Here is a 21,895-nt window from a genome sequence, read left to right on the forward strand (position 1 = left end):
CGCGCGACGGGCTCGCGGCCCCCACCGGGCGGGCGGCGGCCCCCACCGGGCGGGCGGGAGCGGCCCGTCCCGCCGGGCCTACCGTCGTCGACCAGCCGCGCGGTGGATCGGATCGTTCCGGGGTCCGCTCGTGACCGGCGTATCGGCGGGTGGTGAGCCCGTCGCCGGTGTACCGGTGGATGGCCCGCCCTCGCCGCGGGCCCCGCTCGCGGCCACGCGCCGCCGCCCCGCACCGGTCCCGACGCTCGCCGAGCCCGTGCTCGTGCCGAGGCCGCACGCGGTGGTCGTGGCCGGGGCGCGACCGAACTTCATCAAGATCAAGCCGATTCTGGACGCCCTCGACGCGGAGGGTTTCCGGACCACGCTCGTGCACACCGGTCAGCACTATGACGAGGCGATGAGCGAGGTGTTCTTCGCCGATCTCGGGCTGCGTCCCCCTGACCATCACCTCGCGGCGGGATCGGGCTCCCACGCCGTGCAGACGGCCGCGGTCATGACGTCGTTCGAGCCGTTGCTCGACCGGCTCGTCCCGGAGATCGTCGTCGTGGTCGGCGATGTCAACTCAACTCTGGCCTGTGCGCTCGTCGCGGCGAAGGCGGGCGTGCCCGTCGCCCATGTGGAGGCGGGACTGCGCAGCGGTGACCGGTCCATGCCCGAGGAGATCAACCGCATTGTCACCGACCACGTGTGCGACCAGCTGTTCGCGACCTCACCGGACGCGGTGGAGCATCTGTACCGGGAGGGCCTGCCCCCCCGGGCGGTCCATCTCGTCGGCAACGTCATGGTGGACACCCTCCTGGCGTGCCGGGATGAGGCGCTGGGCCGGCCGACGCTGACCGGGCTCGGCCTGCACCCGGGCGGGTACGGCCTGGTGACCATGCACCGGCCCGCCAACGTCGACGATCCGGACGTGCTCGCCGGGCTGCTCGGGGCGCTCGGGGAGATCGCGGTGCGGTGCCCGCTGGTCTTCCCGGCGCATCCCCGTACGGCGGCGCGGCTGGCCGGGATGCTCCCCCCCGGGGTTCGGCTACTCGGGCCCGTGGGATATCTCGACTCCCTGGCGTTGCAGGCCGGGGCGCGTCTCGTGCTCACCGATTCCGGCGGCGTGCAGGAGGAGTCCACCGTGCTGGGAGTACCGTGCCTGACGCTCCGCGACTCGACGGAACGTCCATTGACTGTTACCGAGGGTACCAACCGGGTGGTGGGTCGGGACCGGCGGGTGGTGGTCACGGCCGCGTTCGACACCCTGGAGCGGCCGCCTGCGCCCCGGCGTCCGGCCCTGTGGGACGGCCACGCCGCCCGCCGCATCGCGCGAATTCTGGCCCGGGTGGTCGCACCCCCGCCGGAACCGGGCCGTCCGGGCGCACCGGATCCGGAGATCCGTCCGCCGGCTCGGGACACAGTGAGCCACCTACCTCTCTTTATGTAAACAATCTGACACACTATGTGTATGACTTCGAAGAAACTGGTGGTCGTCGGGCAGGGATACGTCGGTCTCCCGCTCGCGATGCGGGCGGTCGATGTGGGTTGGCGGGTCGTCGGGGTGGACGTGGACGCGAGCCGTGTCGCCCAGCTGGCCGCCGCGCGGTCCTACGTCGAGGACATCCCCGACAGGCAGCTCGCGGCGGCGTTGGAGTCGGGCCGGTACGAGCCGACGTCGGACTACGCCCGCGCCGCGGGGTTCGACGTCGCGGTGGTCACCGTCCCCACCCCGTTGCGGGAGGGGGCTCCCGACCTGTCCTACATCGTGGGCGCGGCGCACAGCCTCGCGCCGCTGGTCCGGCCGGGCGTGACCGTGATCCTGGAGTCGACGACCTATCCGGGGACGACCGAGGAGCTGTTCGCCCCGCTGCTCACCGAGGGTTCCGGTCTGCACCCCGGTATCGACTTCCATCTCGGCTACTCGCCGGAGCGGATCGATCCGGGTAACCGGGTGTGGAACCTGGTGAACACCCCCAAGGTCATCTCCGGGGTGCATGAGGACTCCCTGGCGGCCGTGAGCGCCTTCTACGACACCGTGGTCGAGCGGACGGTTCCGGTCGGCTCGACCCGGACCGCCGAACTCACCAAACTGCTGGAGAACACCTTCCGGCATGTCAACATCGCGCTGGTGAACGAACTGGCGATGTTCGCGCACGAACTCGGCGTCGACGTGTGGGAGGCGATCGACGCGGCGTCCACCAAGCCGTTCGGGTACCTGCGGTTCACTCCCGGCCCGGGGGTCGGCGGCCACTGCCTGCCCATCGACCCGTCGTACCTGTCCTGGCGGGTGCGCCGCAGCCTCGGCCGCAGCTTCCGATTCGTCGAGCTCGCCAACGACATCAACGACCACATGCCCGACCACGTGGTGCGGCGGGTCACCGAGATGCTCAACGCCCGGCGACGGTCGGTCGCGGGCAGTCGCATCCTGCTGCTGGGACTTGCCTACAAGAAGAACACCGGGGATGCGCGCGAGTCGCCCGCGACGCGGGTCGCCACCCTGCTCGCTGACCTCGGTGCCCACGTGCGGGCGGCGGACCCGCACGTCGACGCGGCCCGGCTGCCGCCCCGGGTGACCCTGGTAGAGGTGGGTGCGGGGGAGCTCGCGACCGCGGATCTGGTGGTGCTCCTGGTCGACCACGACGCCTTCGACCGTGACCAGGTAGCACGGCATGCCCGTGCGGTCCTCGACACCCGGCACTGGCTGCCCACGCACGACCGGGGCCGCCGGCCGGTGGCAGCCGGCGGGGGACACCCGGTGATACCGGCGCAGGTTGCGCGGCACGACGAGCTCGCGTTCGCCGTGGAACCCCTGTGACGCCCTCCCCACCCTCTGACGCCTTCGCACCCTCGCGGCGCCCCACATCTTCCCGTATCTTTATGTAGTTTAATGATAACTGAAAATTATCGTCATCGAGAGGGTGCGGGCGGAGGGGCGGATGCCATGCGGGTCGTCGCCACCGACGCGTGGTTCCATCACCGGCCAAGCGGGCGCAGGCGCCGGGGCCCGATAACGGTGCTGAAGGTGCTGAACCGGACGGATCGCTCCGGCATCCAGCTGGGGGCCGTGAACCTGCTCCGCCGCCTCGACCAGGACGAGTTCCGGCTGTTGTTCGCGGTGACGCCCGGCGCGGCAGGGGCGTTCGACGGTGAGATCCGGGCGTTCGGCGGCGAGGTGTACCACTGCCGGGCCGACTGGCGCTTTCCATGGTCCTTTCTGGGGCTGTTGCGCCAGGTACGCCCGGACGTGGTGCAGGCGGAGGTGGTGCAGGCGGACGTGACGATCCTCTCCGGGGTGGTCCTCGCGCTGGCCCGGCTCGGGGGGGTTCGGCGCCGCGTCGCCTACCTCGCCGATGCCCCGGACCGGCACGGCGACAGCCTGGGCGGCCGGGTGCGGCGGATCGTCGGCCGGTTGCTGCTCGACCGGTTCGCCACCCATCTGGTCGCAGTGAGCGAGGCGGTGATGCGGGGTCTGCGGCGGGAGAACTGGCGGCTCGACCCTCGTTGCCGCGTTATTTACCACGGCGTCGAGCTGGAACCGGTCGGCGTCGCCATCGCGGCCCGCCGCCGCGCGGAGGAACTCGCCGAGGACGATCAGGAGCTTGTCACCGTCGTCCACGTCGCCTGCCCGGATTCGGCGAAGAACCGGGACCGGGCCGTGGAGATCCTCGCGGCGCTGCGGGGGCGGTCCGTGAACGCCCGGCTCCTCTTCGTGGGTCGTCAGGATGCCGCCGAGACGGCCCGGCTGGTCGCGCTGGCGTCCCGGTGCGGCGTCGCTGACCACGTCGAGTTCACCGGCGAGGTGCTCGAGATCCCGCGCCTGCTGGTCGCGGCCTCGCTGCTGCTGGTCACCTCCCGTCACGAGGGCCTGCCCGGCATCGTGCTCGAGGCCTGTGCGGTCGGGACGCCCGTGCTCTCCGCGGACCTGCCCGGGGTCGACGAGATCGCCCGGCTGCTCCCCGGCGTGACGATCCTGCCGCTGCGCATCTCCGACGCGGTCTGGGCCGGCACCGCCGAGATGCTCACCGCCGTTCCCCCGACCATTGATCAGCGCCGGGAGGCGATGCGTCTGCTGCGCCGGTCCCCGTTCACGATGGAGCACTGGCAACGCGACATCGCGGCGGTGTGGTCGTAGTCGGCGTCCCCGCCCGCCCGGGTACCGCCACCGCCCGGCCACGACCAGAGAGGACCGCCCACGATGAAGATCGTCACCTTGCTCGAGGCGGGGGATGGCCCGCGGTGGCCCGTTGCGCACGCCGTCGCCGAACAGGAGAGTGGGGACCACGTCATCGTTCTGATGCCCCCGCCCGACCACGTCGACAGTCCGCTGGCCCGGGAGTTGACCGCGGGCGGCGTGGAGGTCGTCGCGAGCCCCGTGCCGCGCCGGGGAGCGACGATCCGCCGTCAGGCCGGCGGGATTCTCCGGCTGCGGGCGGAGCTGGCCGCGCTCGGGGCGGACGTCGTCCACTACCACCACTACGCCTCGGCGGTGGCCGCCCGCCTCGCCACCGTGGGCACCACGATCACCCGCGTGTACATGGTCGCGAACCCTCTGCACCTGGACCACCCGCTGATCCGGCCGGTCGAGCGGGTGCTCTGCCGGCTCGATCACCTGCTGATCGCGCCGACCTCCGACGTCCGGCGCCGCTACGCCGCGCTCGGCCAGCCGGTGCGCCGCCTGCGCACCGTGTCCTACGGCGTGGATCTGGACCGGTTCACGCCGGCAGACGACCGGGAGCGCCGGGCGGCCCGGACGGATCTTGGTCTGCCCGAGGACGGGTTCGTGGCGGTGCAGGTGGCGCGCTTCCACCCGCCCGGTCGTCTTGTCCATCCGGGCCGGGGGGTGGCGGGCCACGAGGTACTGCTGGCGGCCTGGTCGCGGTTCGTCGAGCTGGGCGGCCGCGGCACCCTGATCCTCGTCGACGGGGCTCCCGAGGGCGGGGCTCCCGAGGACGGAGAGGATGTCGCCGGCCGGCGGAACGAGGCCGCGGCCCGTTACCGCGAGCGGGTCCGGGCCTGGGCCGGGGCGCTTCCCGGCGCGGCGGCGGTGCGCTGGGTGCACGGTGTCCGCGACGTGCGGCCGTACTACGCCGCCGCCGATGTGAACGTGGTGCCCTCCCGGGTGGAGGACTACGGCGCCGTCGGGGTGGCGTCGGCCTGCGGGGTACCGACCGTGGCGACGCGGGTCGGGGCGATCAGCGAGCTGGTGGACGACGAGACCGGCTGGCTGGTGGCACCCGGCGACGCGGTGGCGGTGGCGGAGTGTCTCACCGACGCTGCGGCCGGCCGGCGGGCACCCGCCGCGCGCGACCGCGGCTTCGCCGCGCGGGCACGGGCCGAGAAGCTGCTGGATCGCCGGTCGTTGAGCCAGGACGTCGTCGCTGCCCTGCACGAGGCCGTGCGCGGCGCGCGGTCGTGGCACGCGTGCTCCGGCCCGGGCCGGAGTGTGCCGGGATGCACCCGGGTACCGGAAGAATGAGTTTACCCGCAGGTGGGATGATTGTCGCCGAACATTCCGCCGTTGTGGGCAGGGACTGCCGGTAGCCTCCGATACTGTTAGCAGTGTTAAATAATTGCCGGAGTCGGCTGTGGCGACCTTGTTCGGGAGGCCCCGGCGGTTCCCGCCGACCCGGAGGGTCGGCGGGGTCACAGCGCCGCGGGCGCGGTGCGAGACGCGCCGGAATGCCAGGATGGGACGGAGCTGGCCGAGGCAGGCAGACGCCGGATGCGTGCCCACCCGGGACCGTGGGTCCGGCGTCACCACGGTGCGGCCAGCCGGGCGGGGCCATGGGAGCGAGCCCCGCCGCTCGCGGGTGGCGGGCGGTGGGCGACGAGAAGGAGAACGATGGACACCTTCGGCAGTACCGGATCGCTCGTGGTGGGTGATCGCACCTACACGATCAGGCGGCTGGACGCGGTGCCCGGGGCCGATCGACTCCCCTACAGCCTCAAGGTGCTGTTGGAGAACCTTCTGCGTACCGAGGACGGCGCGAACATCACCGCGGACCACGTCCGGGCGCTGGCGAACTGGGATCCCTCGGCCGCCCCCAGCCAGGAGATCCAGTTCACGCCCGCCCGCGTCATCATGCAGGACTTCACCGGCGTGCCGTGCGTGGTGGACCTTGCCGCCATGCGGGAGGCGATGGCCGCCCTCGGCGGCGACCCGTCGAAGATCAATCCGTTGGCCCCCGCCGAGCTCGTGATCGACCACTCGATCATCGCTGACCACTTCGGTCGGCCGGACGCGTTCGAGCTCAACGCGGCGCTGGAGTTCGGCCGCAACCGGGAGCGTTACCAGTTCCTGCGCTGGGGTCAGGAGGCGTTCGACAACTTCACCGTCGTCCCGCCGAACACCGGCATCGTGCACCAGGTCAACCTGGAGCACCTCGCCCGGGTCGTCTTCACGAAGCAGACGGCCGACGGGACGCTGGCCTACCCCGACACCCTCGTCGGCACGGACAGCCACACCACGATGATCAACGGTCTCGGTGTGCTCGGCTGGGGCGTCGGAGGCATCGAGGCCGAGGCCGCCATGCTCGGCCAGCCGGTGAGCATGCTCATCCCCACTGTGGTGGGCTTCAAGCTGACCGGCGAGCTGCCGACGGGCACCACCGCGACCGACATGGTGCTCGTCATCACCGAGATGCTGCGTCGGCACGGCGTCGTCGGCCGGTTCGTCGAGTTCTACGGCGACGGCGTGACGAACGTCCCGCTGGCGAACCGGGCGACCATCGGCAACATGAGCCCCGAGTACGGCTCCACCTGCGCGATCTTCCCGATCGACGCGGAGACGCTGAACTACCTCAGGCTCACCGGCCGTCGCGCGGAGCTGGTGGCGTTGGTCGAGGCGTACGCCAAGGAGCAGGGCCTCTGGCACGACCCGAGCCGCGAGGCCGCTTACACGACCACCCTCGAGCTGGACCTGTCCACCGTCGAGCCGTCGCTTGCCGGGCCCAAGCGCCCGCAGGACCGGGTGCCGCTGGCGAGCGCGAAGCAGGCCTTCCGGGCGGCGTTGGTCGACTACGCCCAGCCCCTGGTGCTCACGAACGGTGGCGCGGACGAGGCGGATGCCGAGTCCTTCCCGGCCTCCGACTCGGCGGCCGCATTCGCCGACAAGCCCTCCGACGCCCCGATCTCGGTGAACGCCGTGGCCGGGGACGTCGCCGCCCGCTCGTCCAACCCGACGGCGGTCACCCTCGCCGACGGCACGAGCGTCGAGATCGACCACGGTGCCGTCGCCGTCGCGGCCATCACCTCCTGCACCAACACGTCCAACCCGCAGGTCATGGTCGGCGCGGCCCTGCTGGCCCGCAACGCCGTCGAGAAGGGGCTCACCCGCAAGCCGTGGGTGAAGACCACCCTCGCGCCGGGCTCGAAGGTGGTCATGGACTACTACGAGCGGGCGGGGCTCGTGCCCTACCTGGACAAGGTCGGCTTCAACCTGGTCGGGTTCGGCTGCACCACCTGCATCGGTAACTCCGGGCCGCTGCCGGAGGAGATCAGTGCCGCGGTGAACGACGCGGACCTGGCGGTGGTCAGCGTGCTGTCGGGTAACCGCAACTTCGAGGGCCGGATCAACCCCGACATCAAGATGAACTACCTGGCGTCCCCGCCGCTGGTGGTCGCCTACGCGCTGGCCGGCACGATGGACATCAACCTCGACACCGACCCGCTGGGCACCGGCACCGGCGGGGAGCCCGTCTACCTGCGTGACATCTGGCCGAGCGAGGCCGAGGTCGCCGCGGTCGTCGGCGACGCCATCCAGTCCGAGATGTACGAGTCCGACTACGCCGACCTGTCCGGTGACGAGCGCTGGCGCTCGCTGCCGGTCGGTGATGGCGGGGAGGCGTCGCGGACGTTCGCCTGGGCGCCCGACTCCACCTACGTCCGGCACCCTCCGTACTTCGAGGGGATGGCGGCGAAGCCGGAGGCCCGGACCGACGTCATCGACGCCCGGGTGCTGGCGGTGCTCGGCGACTCGGTCACCACCGACCACATCTCCCCGGCTGGCTCGATTAAGAAGGACTCGCCTGCCGGCCGCTACCTTACCGAGCACGGGGTCGCGCCCGCCGACTTCAACTCCTACGGGTCGCGGCGCGGCAACCACGAGGTGATGATCCGCGGCACGTTCGCCAACATCCGGTTGCGCAACCGGCTGGCGCCGGGCACCGAGGGCGGGGTCACCCGGCACCTGCCCGACGGCGAGCAGTTGGCCATCTACGACGCCGCGCAGAAATACGCCGCCGAGGGTGTGCCGCTGGTGATCCTGGCCGGTAAGGAGTACGGCTCGGGATCCTCCCGGGACTGGGCGGCGAAGGGCACCTCGCTGCTCGGCGTGCGGGCGGTCATCGCCGAGTCCTACGAGCGCATCCACCGGTCGAACCTGATCGGCATGGGCGTGCTGCCGCTGCAGTTCCCCGTCGGCGAGTCGGTGGAGTCGCTCGGCCTGACCGGGGAGGAGACGTTCACCATCACGGGCCTCGCCGAGGTGGGCGAGAGGACCCCGTCCCTCACGGTACGTGCCGGCGACAAGACCTTCGAGGCGGTCGTGCGGATCGACACCCCCGGCGAGGCGGAGTACTACCGCCACGGCGGGATCCTGCTGTATGTCCTGCGCTCGCTGTTGTAGCCCACGGCCGATGATCCGGGGCCGGCGGGTTCGCTCCCGCCGGCCCCGCCCGCCGGCCCGCCTGTCGCCTGTCGCGCCTCGTGCGCTCCTCCCTCGCCCTGGTCGGCGTGCTGGGTAATTTACGTACTACCGAGAGTGATAAGCTTGCTGGGTGAACACGGACGGCCGTGCCGTCCGATCGTCACCATCCGTTGCGGTAGGGGGAAGTCCGAATGCCGCGTGGCACCCCGGAACAGAGTGGGCCCTCGGTACCGACGGTTCCGTCGGGAATCCCCGGTGAGCGGGTCACCCCGATCGTCCCCCAGCCCAGCGGGCCCTGGCCACGCCGCCCCCAGCCGGCCGTGGCCCGGGCGGGGCCGGCCGCGGACGACGCCGCCGGACCGCGCGGGCGGCGCCTGCGGGTCATGGTCATCGTCGGCACCCGGCCGGAGGTGATCAAGATTAGCCGGGTGATCGCCGCCCTCGACCAGGCGGTCGACCTGTGTCTGGTCCATTCGGGCCAGAACTACGACCACGAACTGAGCGGAATCTTCTTCGAGGAGCTCGGCATCCGCCGACCGGACCACATGTTGGAGGCCGCCGGAGCCACGCCCGCGGAGACGATCAGCAGGATCATCGCCCGGGTGGACCCGGTGCTCGCCGCCGAGGAGCCTGACGCCGTGCTGCTCTACGGCGACACGAACACCTGCCTCGCCGCGATCCCGGCGAAGCGCCGGCGCATCGGGGTGTTCCATCTCGAGGCCGGGAACCGCAGCTTCGACCAGCGGGTTCCCGAGGAGATCAACCGTAGGGTCGTCGATCACCTCAGCGACGTGCATCTCGCCCTGACCGAACATGCCCGCCGTCACCTGCTCGCCGAGGGACTGCCCGCGCAGCGGGTCTTCGTCGTCGGATCGCCGGTGAAGGAGGTGCTCACCCACTACGCGCCGCTCATCGACACCTCGTCGGTGCTCGCCACCCTCGGGGTGCAGGTCGGCCGGTACCTGCTCGTCAGCGCCCATCGGGAGGAGAACGTCGACCGCCCCGAGACGTTGTCGGCGCTGCTGGACACCCTTAACCGGCTGGTGGCCCGCTACCGGCTGCCGGTGATCGTTTCGACCCACCCGCGGACCCGCGAGCGGCTCTCGGCGCTGCGCCGCTCCGGACACTTCCCGCTCATCGACGAGCGGGTGCGCTTCTGCCGGCCGTTCGGATTCTGTGACTACCTCGCCCTGCAGCGGTCCGCGCTGTGCGTGCTGTCCGACAGCGCCACGCTCACCGAGGAGGCGTCCCTCGTCGGTTTCCCTGCGGTGCTGATCCGGGAGGCCCACGAGCGCCCGGAGGGCATGGACCGCGGCGTGGGCGTCTCCAGCGTGCTGCGCCCCGACCGGATCCTCGACGCGGTCGAGCTCGTCGTCCGGGAGGCGGAGAGCGACCGCCGCCCCCGGGTCGTCGCCGACTACGACGTCGACGACGTCTCCCGCCGGGTGCTGCACATCATCGTCAGCTACGTCGATCACATCCGCCGGACGGTCTGGTACGGCGACCCCGGCCCGTCCGCCGGGCCGAGTCCGGCCGCTCCCGCCACCACCGCCGAGAGCCACTGAACCCTCCCCGTCCCGGGCACGGTAGTCAGCTTTTTAGGGATCTCCCTGACGCGCGCCCCCGTTCCCGTTTCCCAGACTGAAAAGCGACACGCCGTCAGCGGTATCAGTTGGGGAGGAATACCGTCATGCCCGGGCAGTGGGACGCCACCGTCAAGTCGGTCTACGCCGTCGACAGTGGTACCAACAACACCATTGATGTCATCGCGGATGACAAGGCCTTCGATGTCATCGCCGACGTCGAGATCGGGGAGAGCCTGATTGACTTCGGTGGCGCCGAATACACGCTCAGTGTTTCTGTTCGCAACCTGAGCCGGTTCGTCGTCGTGGCCACCGGAAACGTGATCGGCAAGATTCCGGTCAAGCCGGGGGACCCGAGGAAGGCCTTCAACAAGCCGTTGACGGTGCCAATCTCCGCACCCTGGTTCGCGAATGCTGCGGAGGATGGGGACGCCCTTGACGTCATCGCCGCGCTCAAGGTGGCGTCGGGACGGTTCGTCAACACCACGGTCGCGATCAGCCCCTCGTTCATCGTCTCACCCTGATCGGGTCCGGCTCCTCACGAGGACATCGGATCCGATTGTTTGACGGTGGCCCCGGCGGAGGATCTCCGCCGGGGCCACCTCGCGCTATCAGGGTCTTGCGGTCAGCAGGGCCAGGGCGCGCCGGGTCTTCGTCTCCTCGTCCTCCTCGATGTCGAGCCCGAGGCGGCGCAGGGCGGCCTCGAAGGCGATCTGGGCGATCTGGGCACCATCCGGCTCAACCCGGATGGACAATTCCAGCAGATCGAGCCCGCGGTCGCCGGGACCGGGGGCGAGCCGCCATCTCTCGGCCGCCACGGGAAAACCCGCCACCGGGATCGGAACCGGGGTGTTCCAGCGGACACCGTCGAGTGGGCCCAGTACGGACAGGCTGTCCAGGTCGATGGGGCGGTCCGCGTACTCGCGAAGGAACCGGCGCTGGCGGGGTGAGAACAGTTCCCGCGGCGACGTCGCGCCGACGAGGACGTCGGTCACCCGACGTGCTTCCGGGTGTGCGGTCAGCGAGGCCGCGGGAACCCTGCGTTCCCCCGTCCAGTCCGCCTCCATCCGGAACACCGCGACGCGGTCGGGGCGCAGGCCGAGCCAGCCGGGATCGCCGGGCCGGCCGGAGCCTGACCGTCGCATCACCGTGTCCGGCACCGTACTGCCGCAGCCGCAGGATGATTCCCTCGTCGAGCAGCGCTATTCCGCCGCGTTCCGCCGTTCCAGCCGGGTCCGCGCAGAAGCAGACCCGACGGCCGATGCCCAGCTCGGCGGTGAGCGCCAGAGCGTCACGCGCGGCGGATATCCACGGCCCGGTGAGGTTCACCTTGATCTGAACGCAGTCCAGGCGACGACGGGGACGCATCTCAGCTTCCGTGGGAATTACCGGGAGTGAGTAGAAGTCCGGTCATATACGGGCAACATCGGGATCATTTCTCTGCGTGGGTAACCGGGCGTGACGGCCGGATCGTCAATGGCGCTGGGTCGGGCACCGGACACCCCTCCGTACGGCTTCTCCCGGTTCTCCCAGGTCAACACACCGAGGGCCGAACCGCGTCCGGGAATCCCCGGCGGTTCCGGACACCGTCGTTCACTTCTGTGCTTAAAGTCCCTTTGCCGACCGTTCTGGTCACGGCAGGATGATGTTGGTGGACAACGGCGTCACGGGGGAAGGACGGTTGTCGTGAAAGGGGCAAAGGCCACCATCGACGACTCTACCGGTATGCATCCACTGGTAGGCCGGGAAAAGGAGTGTCGTCTCCTCGACGGCCTGCTCGCGGCCGTGGCGCAGCGCGGATCCGCCCTCGTTCTGCGGGGTGAACCCGGGGTGGGGAAGACCGCGTTGTTGCGGTATGCCGCCCGGATGGCCAGCACCCGGGCGGCCACCGCCCGGGTGCTCCAGCTTCGCGGGGTCGAGTCGGAGAGCACGCTGCCTTTCGCCGCGCTGGCGGACCTGGTGCTGCCGCTGCGGGAACATCTACCGGATCTCCCTGACGCGCAGCGGGTGGCGCTGCGGGTATGCCTGGCGCTCGCGGAGGGGGTGTCAACGAGCCCGTACGCCGCGTGCGCGGGAACCCTGAACGTCTTGGCCGCGGCCGGGGACAGGCATCCGCTCGTGGTGCTCGTCGACGATCTGCAATGGGTGGACCCGCCGTCGCAGCAGGCGCTGCTGTTCGTCGCGCGCCGGCTGGCGGTGGAACGGGTGGCGATGGTGATGACGGTCCGCTCGGATACCGCCGACCTGTGCGAGCGGTCCGGCCTGCCCTGTATGGAGGTCGCCGGGCTGTCCACCGAGGCGTGCGGCGAGCTGATCCGCGAGCACGGTTATCGGATGGCCCCGCACGTGCTGGGCGACCTGGTCCGGCGGATCGCCGGCAACCCATCGGCGCTGCTGGAGACGGCGGCCTCGCTGGGGGAGGCCCAGCTGCTTGGGCAGGAACCGCTCGGTGAGCTGCCGCCGCCGGGACGTCAGTTGGAGCGTGCCTGGTCCGACCGGCTGGACGGGCTGCCCGAACGCACCAGGCAGGCGTTGGTCGTGCTCGCCGCCAGCCGCACGACGTCGGTGGGAGCCCTGGCCCGTGCCGTGACCGCAGCCGCTCTCACCCTGGCCGATCTGGACGCCGCCCACGACGCGGGTCTGGTCAGGGTCGCCGCCGCGGACGGCGGCGTCGGCGGCGGTGATGGCGTCGATGCCACGCTGGAGTTCGCCCATCCGATGCTGGGGCCCTTCGTGCTGCGCCACGCCGCACTGTCGGCGCGCATGCGCGCCTACCAGGCACTCGCCGAGGTCTCCCATGGTGATGCGCGGGTGTGGTACTTGGCCGCCGCGGCTGGCGGTCCGGACGACGGGGTGGCCGACGCGCTTGCCGAGGTCGCCGTCCGGACGCGCCGACGCGGGGGATACGGCGCGTCGGCACGGGCGTGGCACCGCTCCGCCGCACTGACCTCCGAGCGGGCCACCCGGGTCGACCGCGTCCTGCGTGCTGCCGCCGACGCGCATCTCGGCGGCCTGTCCCAGGATGCGGCAGCCTGGGCCGACGAGGCGGCGCGGCTGGCCCGCGGGCCGCTCGTGCGAGCCGACGTCGAGCTGGTCCGCGGCCGGGTGCTCACCTGGTCCGGTCATCCGACCCGGGCGTACGACCAGCTCGTCCAGGCGGCCGAGGCGGTCATGGACACCGATGCCGGACGGGCGGGCGCGCTGCTCGCCGAAGCCGTCCTGCCGGCTCTGATGGACGGCAGGGTGACGGTGGCCCTGAACACCGCCCAGCGCGGGCAGGCACTGACGCCGCGCTATCTGGCCCGCGCCCTGCCCCTGTCGATCCACCATGGCCGCGCTCTCGCCCTCACCGGGATGACCGGCGAGGCGGCCGCCTGCCTGGACGCCGTGTCCGGAGAGATCATCGCCGCGGACGACGTGGAGGACCAGCAGGCGCTGACCCTGACCGGCCAGACCCGCCTCGACGTCGAGGCGGACGGTGAGGCCGCCCGACTGCTCACCGCGGTGGTCAATGCGGCCCGCCGCGCCGGAGCCCCCGCGATGCTGCCCTACGCCCTCGCGGTGCGCTGTGAACTGGAGGGCTGGCGGGGCCTGTGGGCGGCCGGTTACGCGGACGGGGCGGACGCGCTGCGCTGGGCCGAGGAGCTCGGGCAGGTAGGCGCGATCGGCCTCAGTCTTATCGTGCTCGCCCGGATCGACGCCGCCCGCGGCGACCGCGCCCTGAGCGAGCAGCGGATCAGCCGCCTGCGGCGCGAGATCGGGCCGTACGGCATCGGCAGCCTGGACCTGCACGCGGCCGGCGTCCTCGGGCTCGCCGCGCTCGGTCACGGCGAGTACGACGTTGCCGTCATCACGCTGCGAGAGGCCTGGTCGCGGGCCCGAGCCATGGGGCTGGCCAATCCCAACGCGATGCCGCTGGTCGGCGATCTCGCCGAGGCGCACATCCGGTCCGGTGACCACGACGGTGCCGCGGAGGTCGTGGATTGGCTCGCCGAACGTGCCGAGACGACTGGACTCGCGTGGCCCGCGGCGGTCGCCGCCCGCTGCCGCGGCCTGATGGCCGACGGCCTGGCGGCGGCCGAGACCGCCTTCGCGCAGGCCGAAGCCGCTCACCGGCGCCGGCGGATGCCGTTCGAGCACGCTCGGACCCGGTTGTGCCGGGGCGAGGTCGTGCGTCGTTTCCGCCAGCCGGCCGCAGCTCGGGTGCCCCTGCGCGAGGCGTACGCGACCTTCGAGATGCTGGGAGCGAAACCGTGGGCCCGCCGAGCCGCCGCCGAACTCACGGCCACCGGCGACCGGAGTGTCCTCAACGACCGCCCGACGGAGCACCCGACAAGGCTGGAGCGGCTCACCCCCGCCGAGCTCCAGGTGGCCCGCGCCATCTGCGAGGGGATGAACAACGCCGAGGCCGCGGCCGCCCTGTTCGTGTCCCGCAAGACGGTCGAGACCCATCTCACCCGAGTCTACCGCAAGCTCGGGATCCGCTCTCGCGGCGGTCTCAGCCGGGCGCTCGTCGCAGCCGGAGTCGACGACGTCGTGCCCTGGCCGTGAGTGGCGGGCCGGTGGTGAGCGGCGGGCCGGTCGGGGACCTCAGTCTCGGTCGGCGGGGGGATCCTCGGCGAGCAGGGCGGTCAGCGCCGGGAACAGGGCCGGCGGGGCTGCGACGGTGAGATCTTCGCCCGCCGGCCGGCCGTGCAGCCCACCGACCCGCAGCCCGGCCTCCACCGCCACGAGGCCGCCGGCGGCCTGGTCCCAGGGCTTCAGCCCGCGCTCGTAGTAGGCGTCGACGAGGCCGCCGGCCGCCGCGCACAGGTCCAGCGATGCCGCACCCATCCGACGGATGTCGCGCACCCGGGGCACCACCCGGCTGGCGACAGCGGCCTGCGCGGCCCGGCGGGACGCCGTGTAGCCGAAACCCGTTGCGACGAGGGCGCCGGCCAGCGTCGTCACCGCCGACCCGGTCAGCGGTTCCCCGTCCCGGTAGGATCCGCCGCCGCGCGTGGCGGTGTAGGTCACGCCCAGCGCCGGGGCATGCACAACTCCGGTGACGACCTCCCCGCCGACCTCGGCGGCGATCGAGACCGCCCAGTTGGGCAGCCGGTAGAGGAAGTTCACCGTACCGTCGAGCGGGTCGACGACCCAGCGCACCCCGGTCGTGCCGGCGGAGTCCGAACCCTCCTCGCCGAGCAGTCCGTCGCCGGGGCGCAGTTCGGCGAGCCGTCGGGCGACGAGCGCCTCGGAGGCGCGGTCGAGGGCGGTCACGACGTCGGTGGGAGACGACTTCGTCGTCTCCGCGGCCACGGTGCCCTCCCGGCCCCGCGCGAGCAGGTCACCCGCCTCACGGGCGATCGTCAGCGCAATGGCGAGCAGTTCGTCCGGGTCTGGCAGGTCGCTCATCGTCCGGCGCTCCAGGGATCGGCACGGGAGTGGGGATCGGCACGGGAGTACGGTCCGTTCAACGGTTCATCCTGCCAAGACGGCCGGTCGTGCACTCCCCGTGGAATGTGAGAGGCGTCACGTCCGTCGACTGCTTCCGGTTCCCGTTCCCGGCTCCGGCTCCGGCCCAGGGGTGCGTGCCCGGGCCGGAACCTCGCCGGTCCGCCGACCGGGGGACCTCGGTGGTCGGTGACCACGATCGAGGCGCCCGTAGGATCGTTGCTTGTGGTCGCGACAGACGGTACGGAACGGTCCACCCGCGCGGTCCCGGCGAAGCCGAGCCTGGACGGCATCGAGGCGCGCTGGTCGACGGTATGGCAGGATGAGGGCACCTACGCGTTCGACCGGACGGTCGACCGCGGGCAGGTCTACTCCATCGACACCCCGCCGCCGACCGTCAGCGGTTCCCTGCACGTGGGGCACGTCTTCTCGTACACCCACACCGACCTGATCGCCCGCTACCAGCGGATGCGGGGTCGCGAGGTCTTCTACCCGATGGGCTTTGACGACAACGGGCTGCCGACCGAACGCCGGGTGCAGAACTACTTCGCTGTCCGCTGCGAGCCGTCGCTGCCTTACGACCCGGGTTTCACCCCGCCGGACAAGCCCGGTAAGGAGCAGATCCCGATCTCGCGACGCAACTTCGTCGAGCTCTGCGAGCGGCTGACCCTGGCGGACGAGAAGGGCTTCGAGCAGCTCTGGCGCCGGCTGGGGCTCTCCGTCGACTGGTCGCACACCTACGCAACGATCGACGCCCGGTCGCGGACCGTCGCGCAGCGGGCCTTCCTGCGCAACCTCGCTCGCGGTGAGGCTTATCTTGCCGAGGCCCCGACGCTGTGGGACGTTACCTTCCGCACCGCAGTGGCCCAGGCCGAGCTGGAGGACCGGGACCGCCCCGGCGCGTACCACACCCTGGCCTTCCCCCGGTCGGGCGTCTCCGCCCAGGGCGAGGGGCTGGACCCGGCGGACCCGATCGTCATCGAGACGACCCGTCCCGAGCTGCTGCCCGCCTGCGTCGCCCTGGTCGCCCATCCGGACGACCCGCGTTATCAGTCGTTGTTCGGCGCCACGGTGCGGACCCCGCTGTTCGACGTCGAGGTCCCGGTGGTCGCGCACCGGTTGGCCGACCCCGAAAAGGGATCCGGCATCGCGATGATCTGCACCTTCGGCGACCTCACCGACGTGACGTGGTGGCGCCAGCTGCGACTTCCGGCGCGTGCGGTGATCGGCCGTGACGGCCGGTTCATCCCGGACCCACCGGACGCCGTCACCTACGCGGCCGGCCGGGAGCGGTACGCCGAGCTCGCCGGAAAGACCGTGCACAGCGCCCGGGCGCGGATCGTCGAACTGCTCGCCGAGTCCGGCGCGCTGCTCGGCGAGCCGCGGCCGATCACCCATCCGGTCAAGTTCTACGAGAAGGGCGACCGGCCGCTGGAGATCGTGACGACCCGCCAGTGGTACCTCCGCAACGGCGGGCGGGACGAGCCGCTGCGGGCCGCGCTGCGTGGACGAGGCCAGGAGTTGCGCTGGTACCCGGACTACATGAAGGTCCGCTACGAGAACTGGGTCGACGGCCTCAACGGCGACTGGCTGATCAGCCGGCAGCGGTTCTTCGGCGTGCCGTTCCCGGTGTGGTACCCGCTGGACGCCGCCGGTGCGCCGCGGTATGACGCGCCGATCGTGCCCGACGAGGCGTCGCTGCCGGTCGACCCGTCCAGCGACGTCTCGCCCGGGTACACCGCCGAGCAGCGGGGCGTGCCCGGCGGGTTTGCCGCCGACCCCGACGTGATGGACACCTGGGCGACGTCCTCGCTCACCCCGCTGATCGCCAGTGGCTGGGAGCACGATACCGATCTGTTCTCCCGGGTCTTCCCGATGGACCTGCGCCCGCAGGCACACGAGATCATCCGGACCTGGTTGTTCTCGACGGTGGTGCGCACCCACGCCGAGTTCGGCGTGCTGCCCTGGTCGAACGCGGCGATCTCCGGCTGGATCCTCGACCCGGACCGTAAGAAGATGTCGAAGTCCAAGGGCAACGTGGTGACCCCGATGGGCCTGCTCGAGGAGCACGGGTCGGACGCGGTCCGTTATTGGGCGGCGTCCGGGCGGCCGGGCACCGACACCGCTTTCGACGTCGGCCAGATGAAGAACGGCCGCCGGCTCGCCATCAAGATCCTCAACGCCAGCCGGTTCGCGCTCGGTCTCGCCGTGACCCCCGACGCCGTGGTCTCCGACGCCGGGGCGGCCCCCGCCCCGGCCAGTGAACCGCTGGACCGGGCCCTGCTGGCCGCCTTGGCCGACGTGGTCGACACCGCCACCGCGGCCTTCGACAGCTATGACTACGCCCGGGCCCTCGAGGTCACTGAGTCGTTCTTCTGGCGGTTCTGTGACGACTACGTCGAGCTCGTGAAGGGCCGGGCGTACGGCTCCTCCGGGGCGGCGGGCGCGGCCTCCGCGCACACCACGCTCTCGGTGGCCCTGTCGGCGTTGCTCCGGCTGTTCGCCCCGGTCCTGCCGTTCGTCACCGAGGAGGTCTGGTCCTGGTGGCGTCCTGGTTCGGTGCACCGGGCGAGCTGGCCGGACGCCGCCGAGATCCGCAAGCTCGCCGAGGGCGCCCGCGCGGAGCTCCTCGGTGCCGTCGGGGCGGCGCTGTCCGGTGTCCGCCGGGCCAAGTCCGAGGCGAAGGTGTCGCAGAAGGCCGAGGTCGCGAGCGTCCTGATCAGCGGCGAGGCCGACCTCGTCGCCCTCGTCGAGTCGGTGGCCGCGGACCTGCGCAGCGCCGGCAGCATCCGGGAGCTCACGCTGAGCCCGACCGGCGGCGAGATCGCCGTCGCCGTCGAACTGGCCTGAACACAGGGCACAGACGGGATCAGATGCCGGCGAGGCGCTTGGCGGACGGCCGCAGATACACGAACCAGGTAACCACGAAGCACAGCGCGTAGAAGGCGATGAAGGAGATGTAGGCCGCGTCGCCGGTCCGGTAGCTCAGGAACGACTGCCGGAAGGCCAGGTTCACCAGCACCCCGCCGAACGCGCCGATCGCGCCGGCCAGGCCGATGAGGGCTCCGGACAGCCGCCGGGCCGAGTGCTGCGCCGCGACCGGGTTGCCACCGGCGTCGATGGTGGTTTGCGCCTTCGCCTGGAAGATCGCCGGGATCATCTTGTACGTTGACCCGTTCCCGACACCATTGAAGACGAACAGCGCGATGAACCCGACCAGGAACAGGGGAAGCGACTCCGTCAGCGAGGCGACGAGCACGATCGCGGCTGCGGCCGCCTTCGCCACGAAGTTGGCGAAGGTGACCTTCGCTCCGCCGACGCGGTCCGCCAGGATGCCGCCGACCGGGCGGATCAGTGAGCCGAGCAGCGGACCGAGGAAGGTCAGGTAGGCGGCCTTGATCGGGGTGCTGAACTGGTCGTGGAACTGCACCTGGAGCACCTGGCCGAACGCGAAGCCGAACCCGATGAACGACCCGAACGTGCCGATGTAGAGCAGCGACATCACCCAGGTGTGACCGTCACGGGCGACGTCGCGCATCGCGCCCCGGTCGTTCTTCGCGCTCGACAGGTTGTCCATGAACAGCGCCGCGCCGAGCGTCACCAGGACGATCAGCGGTATGTAGACGGCAAGGACGACCCGGGGGTGGTCCTTGCCGGCGGTGGCGAGGACGAGCAGGCCGACAAGCTGGATCGCGGCCACCCCCAGGTTTCCGCCGCCGGCGTTCAGTCCCAGGGCCCAGCCCTTCAGCCGCTCCGGATAGTAGGCGTTGATGTTGGTCATCGAGGAGGCGAAGTTGCCGCCTCCGACCCCCGCGACCGCGGCGACGATCAGCAGGGTGGGGTAGGAGACGCCGGGAGAGAGAACGACGGCCGCGAGGATCGTCGGCACGAGGAGCACCGCCGCGCTGAAGATGGTCCAGTTACGCCCCCCGAACCGGGCGACGGCGAAGGTGTAGGGGATCCGCAGCACACAGCCGACGAGCGCGGGCAGCGAGGTCAGCAGGAACTTGCCGGCCGGGTCGATGTGGTAGGCCGGTCCGAGGAACAGGACCGTCACCGCCCACAACGACCAGATCGAGAACCTGACGTGTTCGGCCAGGATCGAGAAGATCAGGTTTCGGCGGGCGATGCGGGAACCGCCGTTGTTCCAGAAAGTGCGGTCCTCGGGCCGCCAGTCGTCGATCCAGCGGCCGCGTCGGGACGGACCGGTCACGGTGCCGGTAGTCGGGACGCCTTCCAGCGTGGCGCTCATAGATGATCCTCCGAGGTGCGGGTGATGCCACGACGGTAGGAATGCGCCGTTACGTGGCGCGGCGTCGGCTGTGACACTCTCTGAGACATCCGCTCACCTGGGCGGGGACCCGACGGTGAGACCTCGGGCGCACCGGCCGTCGGGCCGTCGGCGGATCCGCCGGGAGGGCCGGGCGAGGCGTGGGTGGCCCGGCGGTCGACCGGTCAGTCGATCCGGCGTAGCTGCTCGCGGTATCGCTTGCCGTTCGCCACGTAGATCGCGGCCCCGGCGGCGAGGGCACCCGGGGCGACGGAATCCGGCAGGATCTTCGCTGGCACGCCGAGCGCCCTCGCGCCCGGCGGCACGACCGTGCCGCCCACGACGACCGCGCCCGCGCCGACCAGCGCACCCCGGCCGATCCGGGCCCGGTGGAGCACCACCGAACCGGAACCGACCAGGGCGCCGTCCTCGACGACGCAACCCTCCAGATGAGCCAGATGCCCGACCGTGCAGTCGTCACCCACCACCGTGGTGAGTTCCTCGGTAGAGTGGATCACCGTGCCGTCCTGGATGGACGTACGGGCGCCGATCTCGATCGTCCCGTAGTCGCCACGCAGCACCGAGCCCGGCCACACCGTGGACTCGGGCCCGATCGTCACCGTGCCGATGACCGTCGCGTCCGGATGGACGTAGGCCGTGGGATCGATGGTGGGGACGGCGTCCCCCAGGGCGTACACGGCCATCCGAGCCTCCCGCTGATCGTGACGCCGCCGATCCGGACGGCGCACCGGTGGATCCCATCGTGCCCGGAAAGGAGCAGCCGGGTGCCCCGGAGAGCCGCTCGTGGCCGGCCGCTCATCAGTGCTCGCCGGTCACGCGTTCAGTCCTCGGATGCCGTTCAGTCCTCGGAGAAGGAGGTCTTCGGGTGGAGCATGCCGGGCGGTGGTGAACCCGTCGCCCGGGCCCATCCGCGCGCGGCCGCGCGCTCGGCCGCCAACCGGCCGATCCCGATCGCGAGACCCGAGATCGCCGCCCAGGCGACGGCCTCCGTCCAGGCGGTGTCCGGGTCCGCCGGGTTGGCCGGCGGGTCGGACTTGCGCACCTTGCGGTATAGGGCGCTCACGACTCGGCTCGCGGCCATGCCCGCGAGCGCGGTCGCCCCTCCGCCGACGATCTTCCATCCCAGCTTTGACGCTGCTTTCGCCACCCCGCACCTCTCGTTCCTCGGCGAGGACCATGCCGGTCCGCCCGCCCCCTGCTTACCCCGACCGGCCTGCTTAGCCCCTCGGATCGTCTTAGCCTCTCGGATCATCTGCTATCCGATCACGCCGGGATACGCCCGCCGGAGTCCGGGGCTCGCTGCGGCCCGTCGGACCGGCAGGCCGATGGCGGTACGAGGGCCATGGCCTAGCGTGGGGGTCACGCCCGGACCGGGCACCCTCGACCAGGAGAGCCATGACCGCCACCGATCCGACGACGCCCACCGCCCCGCCTCCCGCGTCCGCGGTGCCACTCGCCGTACAGCCCGCCGCGCAGCCCGCGCCCGCCGTACCGGGTCGGGTGGAGATCCTCGTCCGCCGGTCGGACCGCGAGCTGGCGCTGCCGGCGTACGCCCAGCCGTCGGACGCGGGGGCGGACCTGGTGACGGCCCAGGATGTGACGCTCGGCCCGGGGGAGCGGGCGACGGTCGGAACCGGCCTGAGCATCGCCCTGCCGGCCGGGTACGCGGCGTTCGTCCATCCGCGCAGTGGCCTGGCCGCGCGGCACGGCCTGTCCGTGGTCAACGCCCCGGGAACGGTGGACGCCGGTTACCGTGGAGAAATCAAAGTCATTCTGATCAATACCGACCGATCTGACATGATCACCCTACATCGGGGCGACCGGATCGCCCAGCTGGTCGTGCAGCGCGTGGAGCACGCCGTGTTCCGGGAGGTCGATGAGCTGCCGGCCTCGGTGCGCGGAAGCGGCGGGTTCGGCTCCACGGGGGGTTTCGGGTCCGCCGGGGGACCAGCTGCC

The 21,895-nt window shown here is 71.5% G+C and carries 16 protein-coding genes; 11 read left to right on the top strand and 5 right to left on the bottom strand.

Going from position 1 to position 21,895, the window contains the following annotated elements:
- The first annotated feature begins 256 nt into the window (after positions 1 to 256).
- The 7 genes from wecB (ACY5KJ_RS05235) to ACY5KJ_RS05265 all read left to right on the top strand — a co-directional run bounded on the left by wecB (ACY5KJ_RS05235) (position 257) and on the right by ACY5KJ_RS05265 (position 10,736).
- Positions 257 to 1,429, top strand: a complete 1,173-nt coding sequence (wecB, locus tag ACY5KJ_RS05235) for a non-hydrolyzing UDP-N-acetylglucosamine 2-epimerase (protein ID WP_462202898.1) — start codon at positions 257 to 259, stop codon at positions 1,427 to 1,429.
- Positions 1,430 to 1,450: 21 nt separating this feature from the next.
- A complete protein-coding gene (locus ACY5KJ_RS05240; RefSeq protein WP_462202891.1) occupies positions 1,451 to 2,797 on the top strand; it encodes a nucleotide sugar dehydrogenase in 1,347 nt (448 codons plus the stop codon).
- Positions 2,798 to 2,995: 198 nt separating this feature from the next.
- A complete protein-coding gene (locus tag ACY5KJ_RS05245; protein WP_462202892.1) occupies positions 2,996 to 4,114 on the top strand; it encodes a glycosyltransferase in 1,119 nt (372 codons plus the stop codon).
- A 63-nt stretch (positions 4,115 to 4,177) separates the two neighbouring features.
- Positions 4,178 to 5,458: a glycosyltransferase gene (locus ACY5KJ_RS05250; RefSeq protein WP_462186974.1), complete on the top strand. Its 1,281-nt coding sequence runs from the start codon at positions 4,178 to 4,180 to the stop codon at positions 5,456 to 5,458.
- A gap of 366 nt (positions 5,459 to 5,824) precedes the next feature.
- Entirely contained in the window at positions 5,825 to 8,608 is a 2,784-nt protein-coding gene (gene acnA / locus ACY5KJ_RS05255; RefSeq protein ID WP_462186972.1) for an aconitate hydratase AcnA, read from the top strand.
- Between the two features lie 212 nt (positions 8,609 to 8,820).
- The gene (gene wecB, locus ACY5KJ_RS05260) at positions 8,821 to 10,194 is read left to right on the top strand and encodes a non-hydrolyzing UDP-N-acetylglucosamine 2-epimerase (protein ID WP_462186971.1); all 1,374 of its coding nucleotides are present in this window, start codon (positions 8,821 to 8,823) and stop codon (positions 10,192 to 10,194) included.
- Positions 10,195 to 10,319: 125 nt separating this feature from the next.
- Entirely contained in the window at positions 10,320 to 10,736 is a 417-nt protein-coding gene (locus ACY5KJ_RS05265) for a hypothetical protein (protein WP_462186970.1), read from the top strand.
- Between the two features lie 87 nt (positions 10,737 to 10,823).
- On the opposite strand, the gene ACY5KJ_RS05270 is transcribed toward ACY5KJ_RS05265, so the two are convergent.
- On the bottom strand, positions 10,824 to 11,360 hold the full coding sequence (locus tag ACY5KJ_RS05270) for a hypothetical protein (RefSeq protein WP_462186969.1): 537 nt from the start codon (positions 11,358 to 11,360) through the stop codon (positions 10,824 to 10,826).
- A gap of 1 nt (position 11,361) precedes the next feature.
- Between ACY5KJ_RS05270 and ACY5KJ_RS05275 the strand changes: the two genes are divergently transcribed.
- Both ACY5KJ_RS05275 and ACY5KJ_RS05280 read left to right on the top strand, forming a co-directional pair.
- The gene (locus ACY5KJ_RS05275) at positions 11,362 to 11,610 is read left to right on the top strand and encodes a hypothetical protein (RefSeq protein WP_462186968.1); all 249 of its coding nucleotides are present in this window, start codon (positions 11,362 to 11,364) and stop codon (positions 11,608 to 11,610) included.
- Between the two features lie 288 nt (positions 11,611 to 11,898).
- Positions 11,899 to 14,763 carry a helix-turn-helix transcriptional regulator gene (locus ACY5KJ_RS05280; protein ID WP_462202893.1) on the top strand — a complete coding sequence of 955 codons (2,865 nt, stop codon included), beginning with the start codon at positions 11,899 to 11,901 and terminating at the stop codon, positions 14,761 to 14,763.
- A gap of 39 nt (positions 14,764 to 14,802) precedes the next feature.
- Here ACY5KJ_RS05280 and ACY5KJ_RS05285 read toward each other — a convergent pair whose 3' ends face one another.
- A complete protein-coding gene (locus ACY5KJ_RS05285) occupies positions 14,803 to 15,609 on the bottom strand; it encodes an inositol monophosphatase family protein (RefSeq protein WP_462186965.1) in 807 nt (268 codons plus the stop codon).
- A gap of 264 nt (positions 15,610 to 15,873) precedes the next feature.
- Between ACY5KJ_RS05285 and valS the strand changes: the two genes are divergently transcribed.
- A complete protein-coding gene (valS, locus tag ACY5KJ_RS05290; RefSeq protein ID WP_462202894.1) occupies positions 15,874 to 18,498 on the top strand; it encodes a valine--tRNA ligase in 2,625 nt (874 codons plus the stop codon).
- Between the two features lie 19 nt (positions 18,499 to 18,517).
- On the opposite strand, the gene ACY5KJ_RS05295 is transcribed toward valS, so the two are convergent.
- From ACY5KJ_RS05295 to ACY5KJ_RS05305, 3 genes are all read right to left on the bottom strand, one after another.
- Complete coding sequence (locus ACY5KJ_RS05295; RefSeq protein WP_462202895.1) at positions 18,518 to 19,900, bottom strand: nitrate/nitrite transporter; 1,383 nt, start codon at positions 19,898 to 19,900, stop codon at positions 18,518 to 18,520.
- 203 nt (positions 19,901 to 20,103) lie between these two features.
- Positions 20,104 to 20,622, bottom strand: a complete 519-nt coding sequence (locus ACY5KJ_RS05300) for a gamma carbonic anhydrase family protein (protein WP_462186962.1) — start codon at positions 20,620 to 20,622, stop codon at positions 20,104 to 20,106.
- Between the two features lie 155 nt (positions 20,623 to 20,777).
- Positions 20,778 to 21,086 (bottom strand): DUF4235 domain-containing protein, encoded by a 309-nt coding sequence (locus ACY5KJ_RS05305; RefSeq protein ID WP_462202896.1) that lies wholly within the window; start codon positions 21,084 to 21,086, stop codon positions 20,778 to 20,780.
- Between the two features lie 248 nt (positions 21,087 to 21,334).
- On the opposite strand from ACY5KJ_RS05305, the gene dut reads away from it, so the two are divergent.
- The coding region (gene dut / locus ACY5KJ_RS05310; RefSeq protein WP_462202897.1) for a dUTP diphosphatase at positions 21,335 to 21,895 on the top strand (561 nt) is incomplete at its 3' end.

The sequence above is a fragment of the Frankia sp. CcWB3 genome, assembly GCF_977927595.1.

Bases quoted from the DNA above. Each gene is read 5' to 3' on its own strand.
- ACY5KJ_RS05240 (WP_462202891.1), top strand. From the start codon at position 1,451: ATGACTTCGAAGAAACTGGTGGTCGTCGGGCAGGGATACGTCGGTCTC.
- ACY5KJ_RS05250 (WP_462186974.1), top strand. From the start codon at position 4,178: ATGAAGATCGTCACCTTGCTCGAGGCGGGGGATGGCCCGCGGTGGCCC.
- acnA (WP_462186972.1), top strand. From the start codon at position 5,825: ATGGACACCTTCGGCAGTACCGGATCGCTCGTGGTGGGTGATCGCACC.
- wecB (WP_462186971.1), top strand. From the start codon at position 8,821: ATGCCGCGTGGCACCCCGGAACAGAGTGGGCCCTCGGTACCGACGGTT.
- ACY5KJ_RS05265 (WP_462186970.1), top strand. From the start codon at position 10,320: ATGCCCGGGCAGTGGGACGCCACCGTCAAGTCGGTCTACGCCGTCGAC.
- ACY5KJ_RS05285 (WP_462186965.1), bottom strand. From the start codon at position 15,609: ATGAGCGACCTGCCAGACCCGGACGAACTGCTCGCCATTGCGCTGACG.
- ACY5KJ_RS05295 (WP_462202895.1), bottom strand. From the start codon at position 19,900: ATGAGCGCCACGCTGGAAGGCGTCCCGACTACCGGCACCGTGACCGGT.
- ACY5KJ_RS05300 (WP_462186962.1), bottom strand. From the start codon at position 20,622: ATGGCCGTGTACGCCCTGGGGGACGCCGTCCCCACCATCGATCCCACG.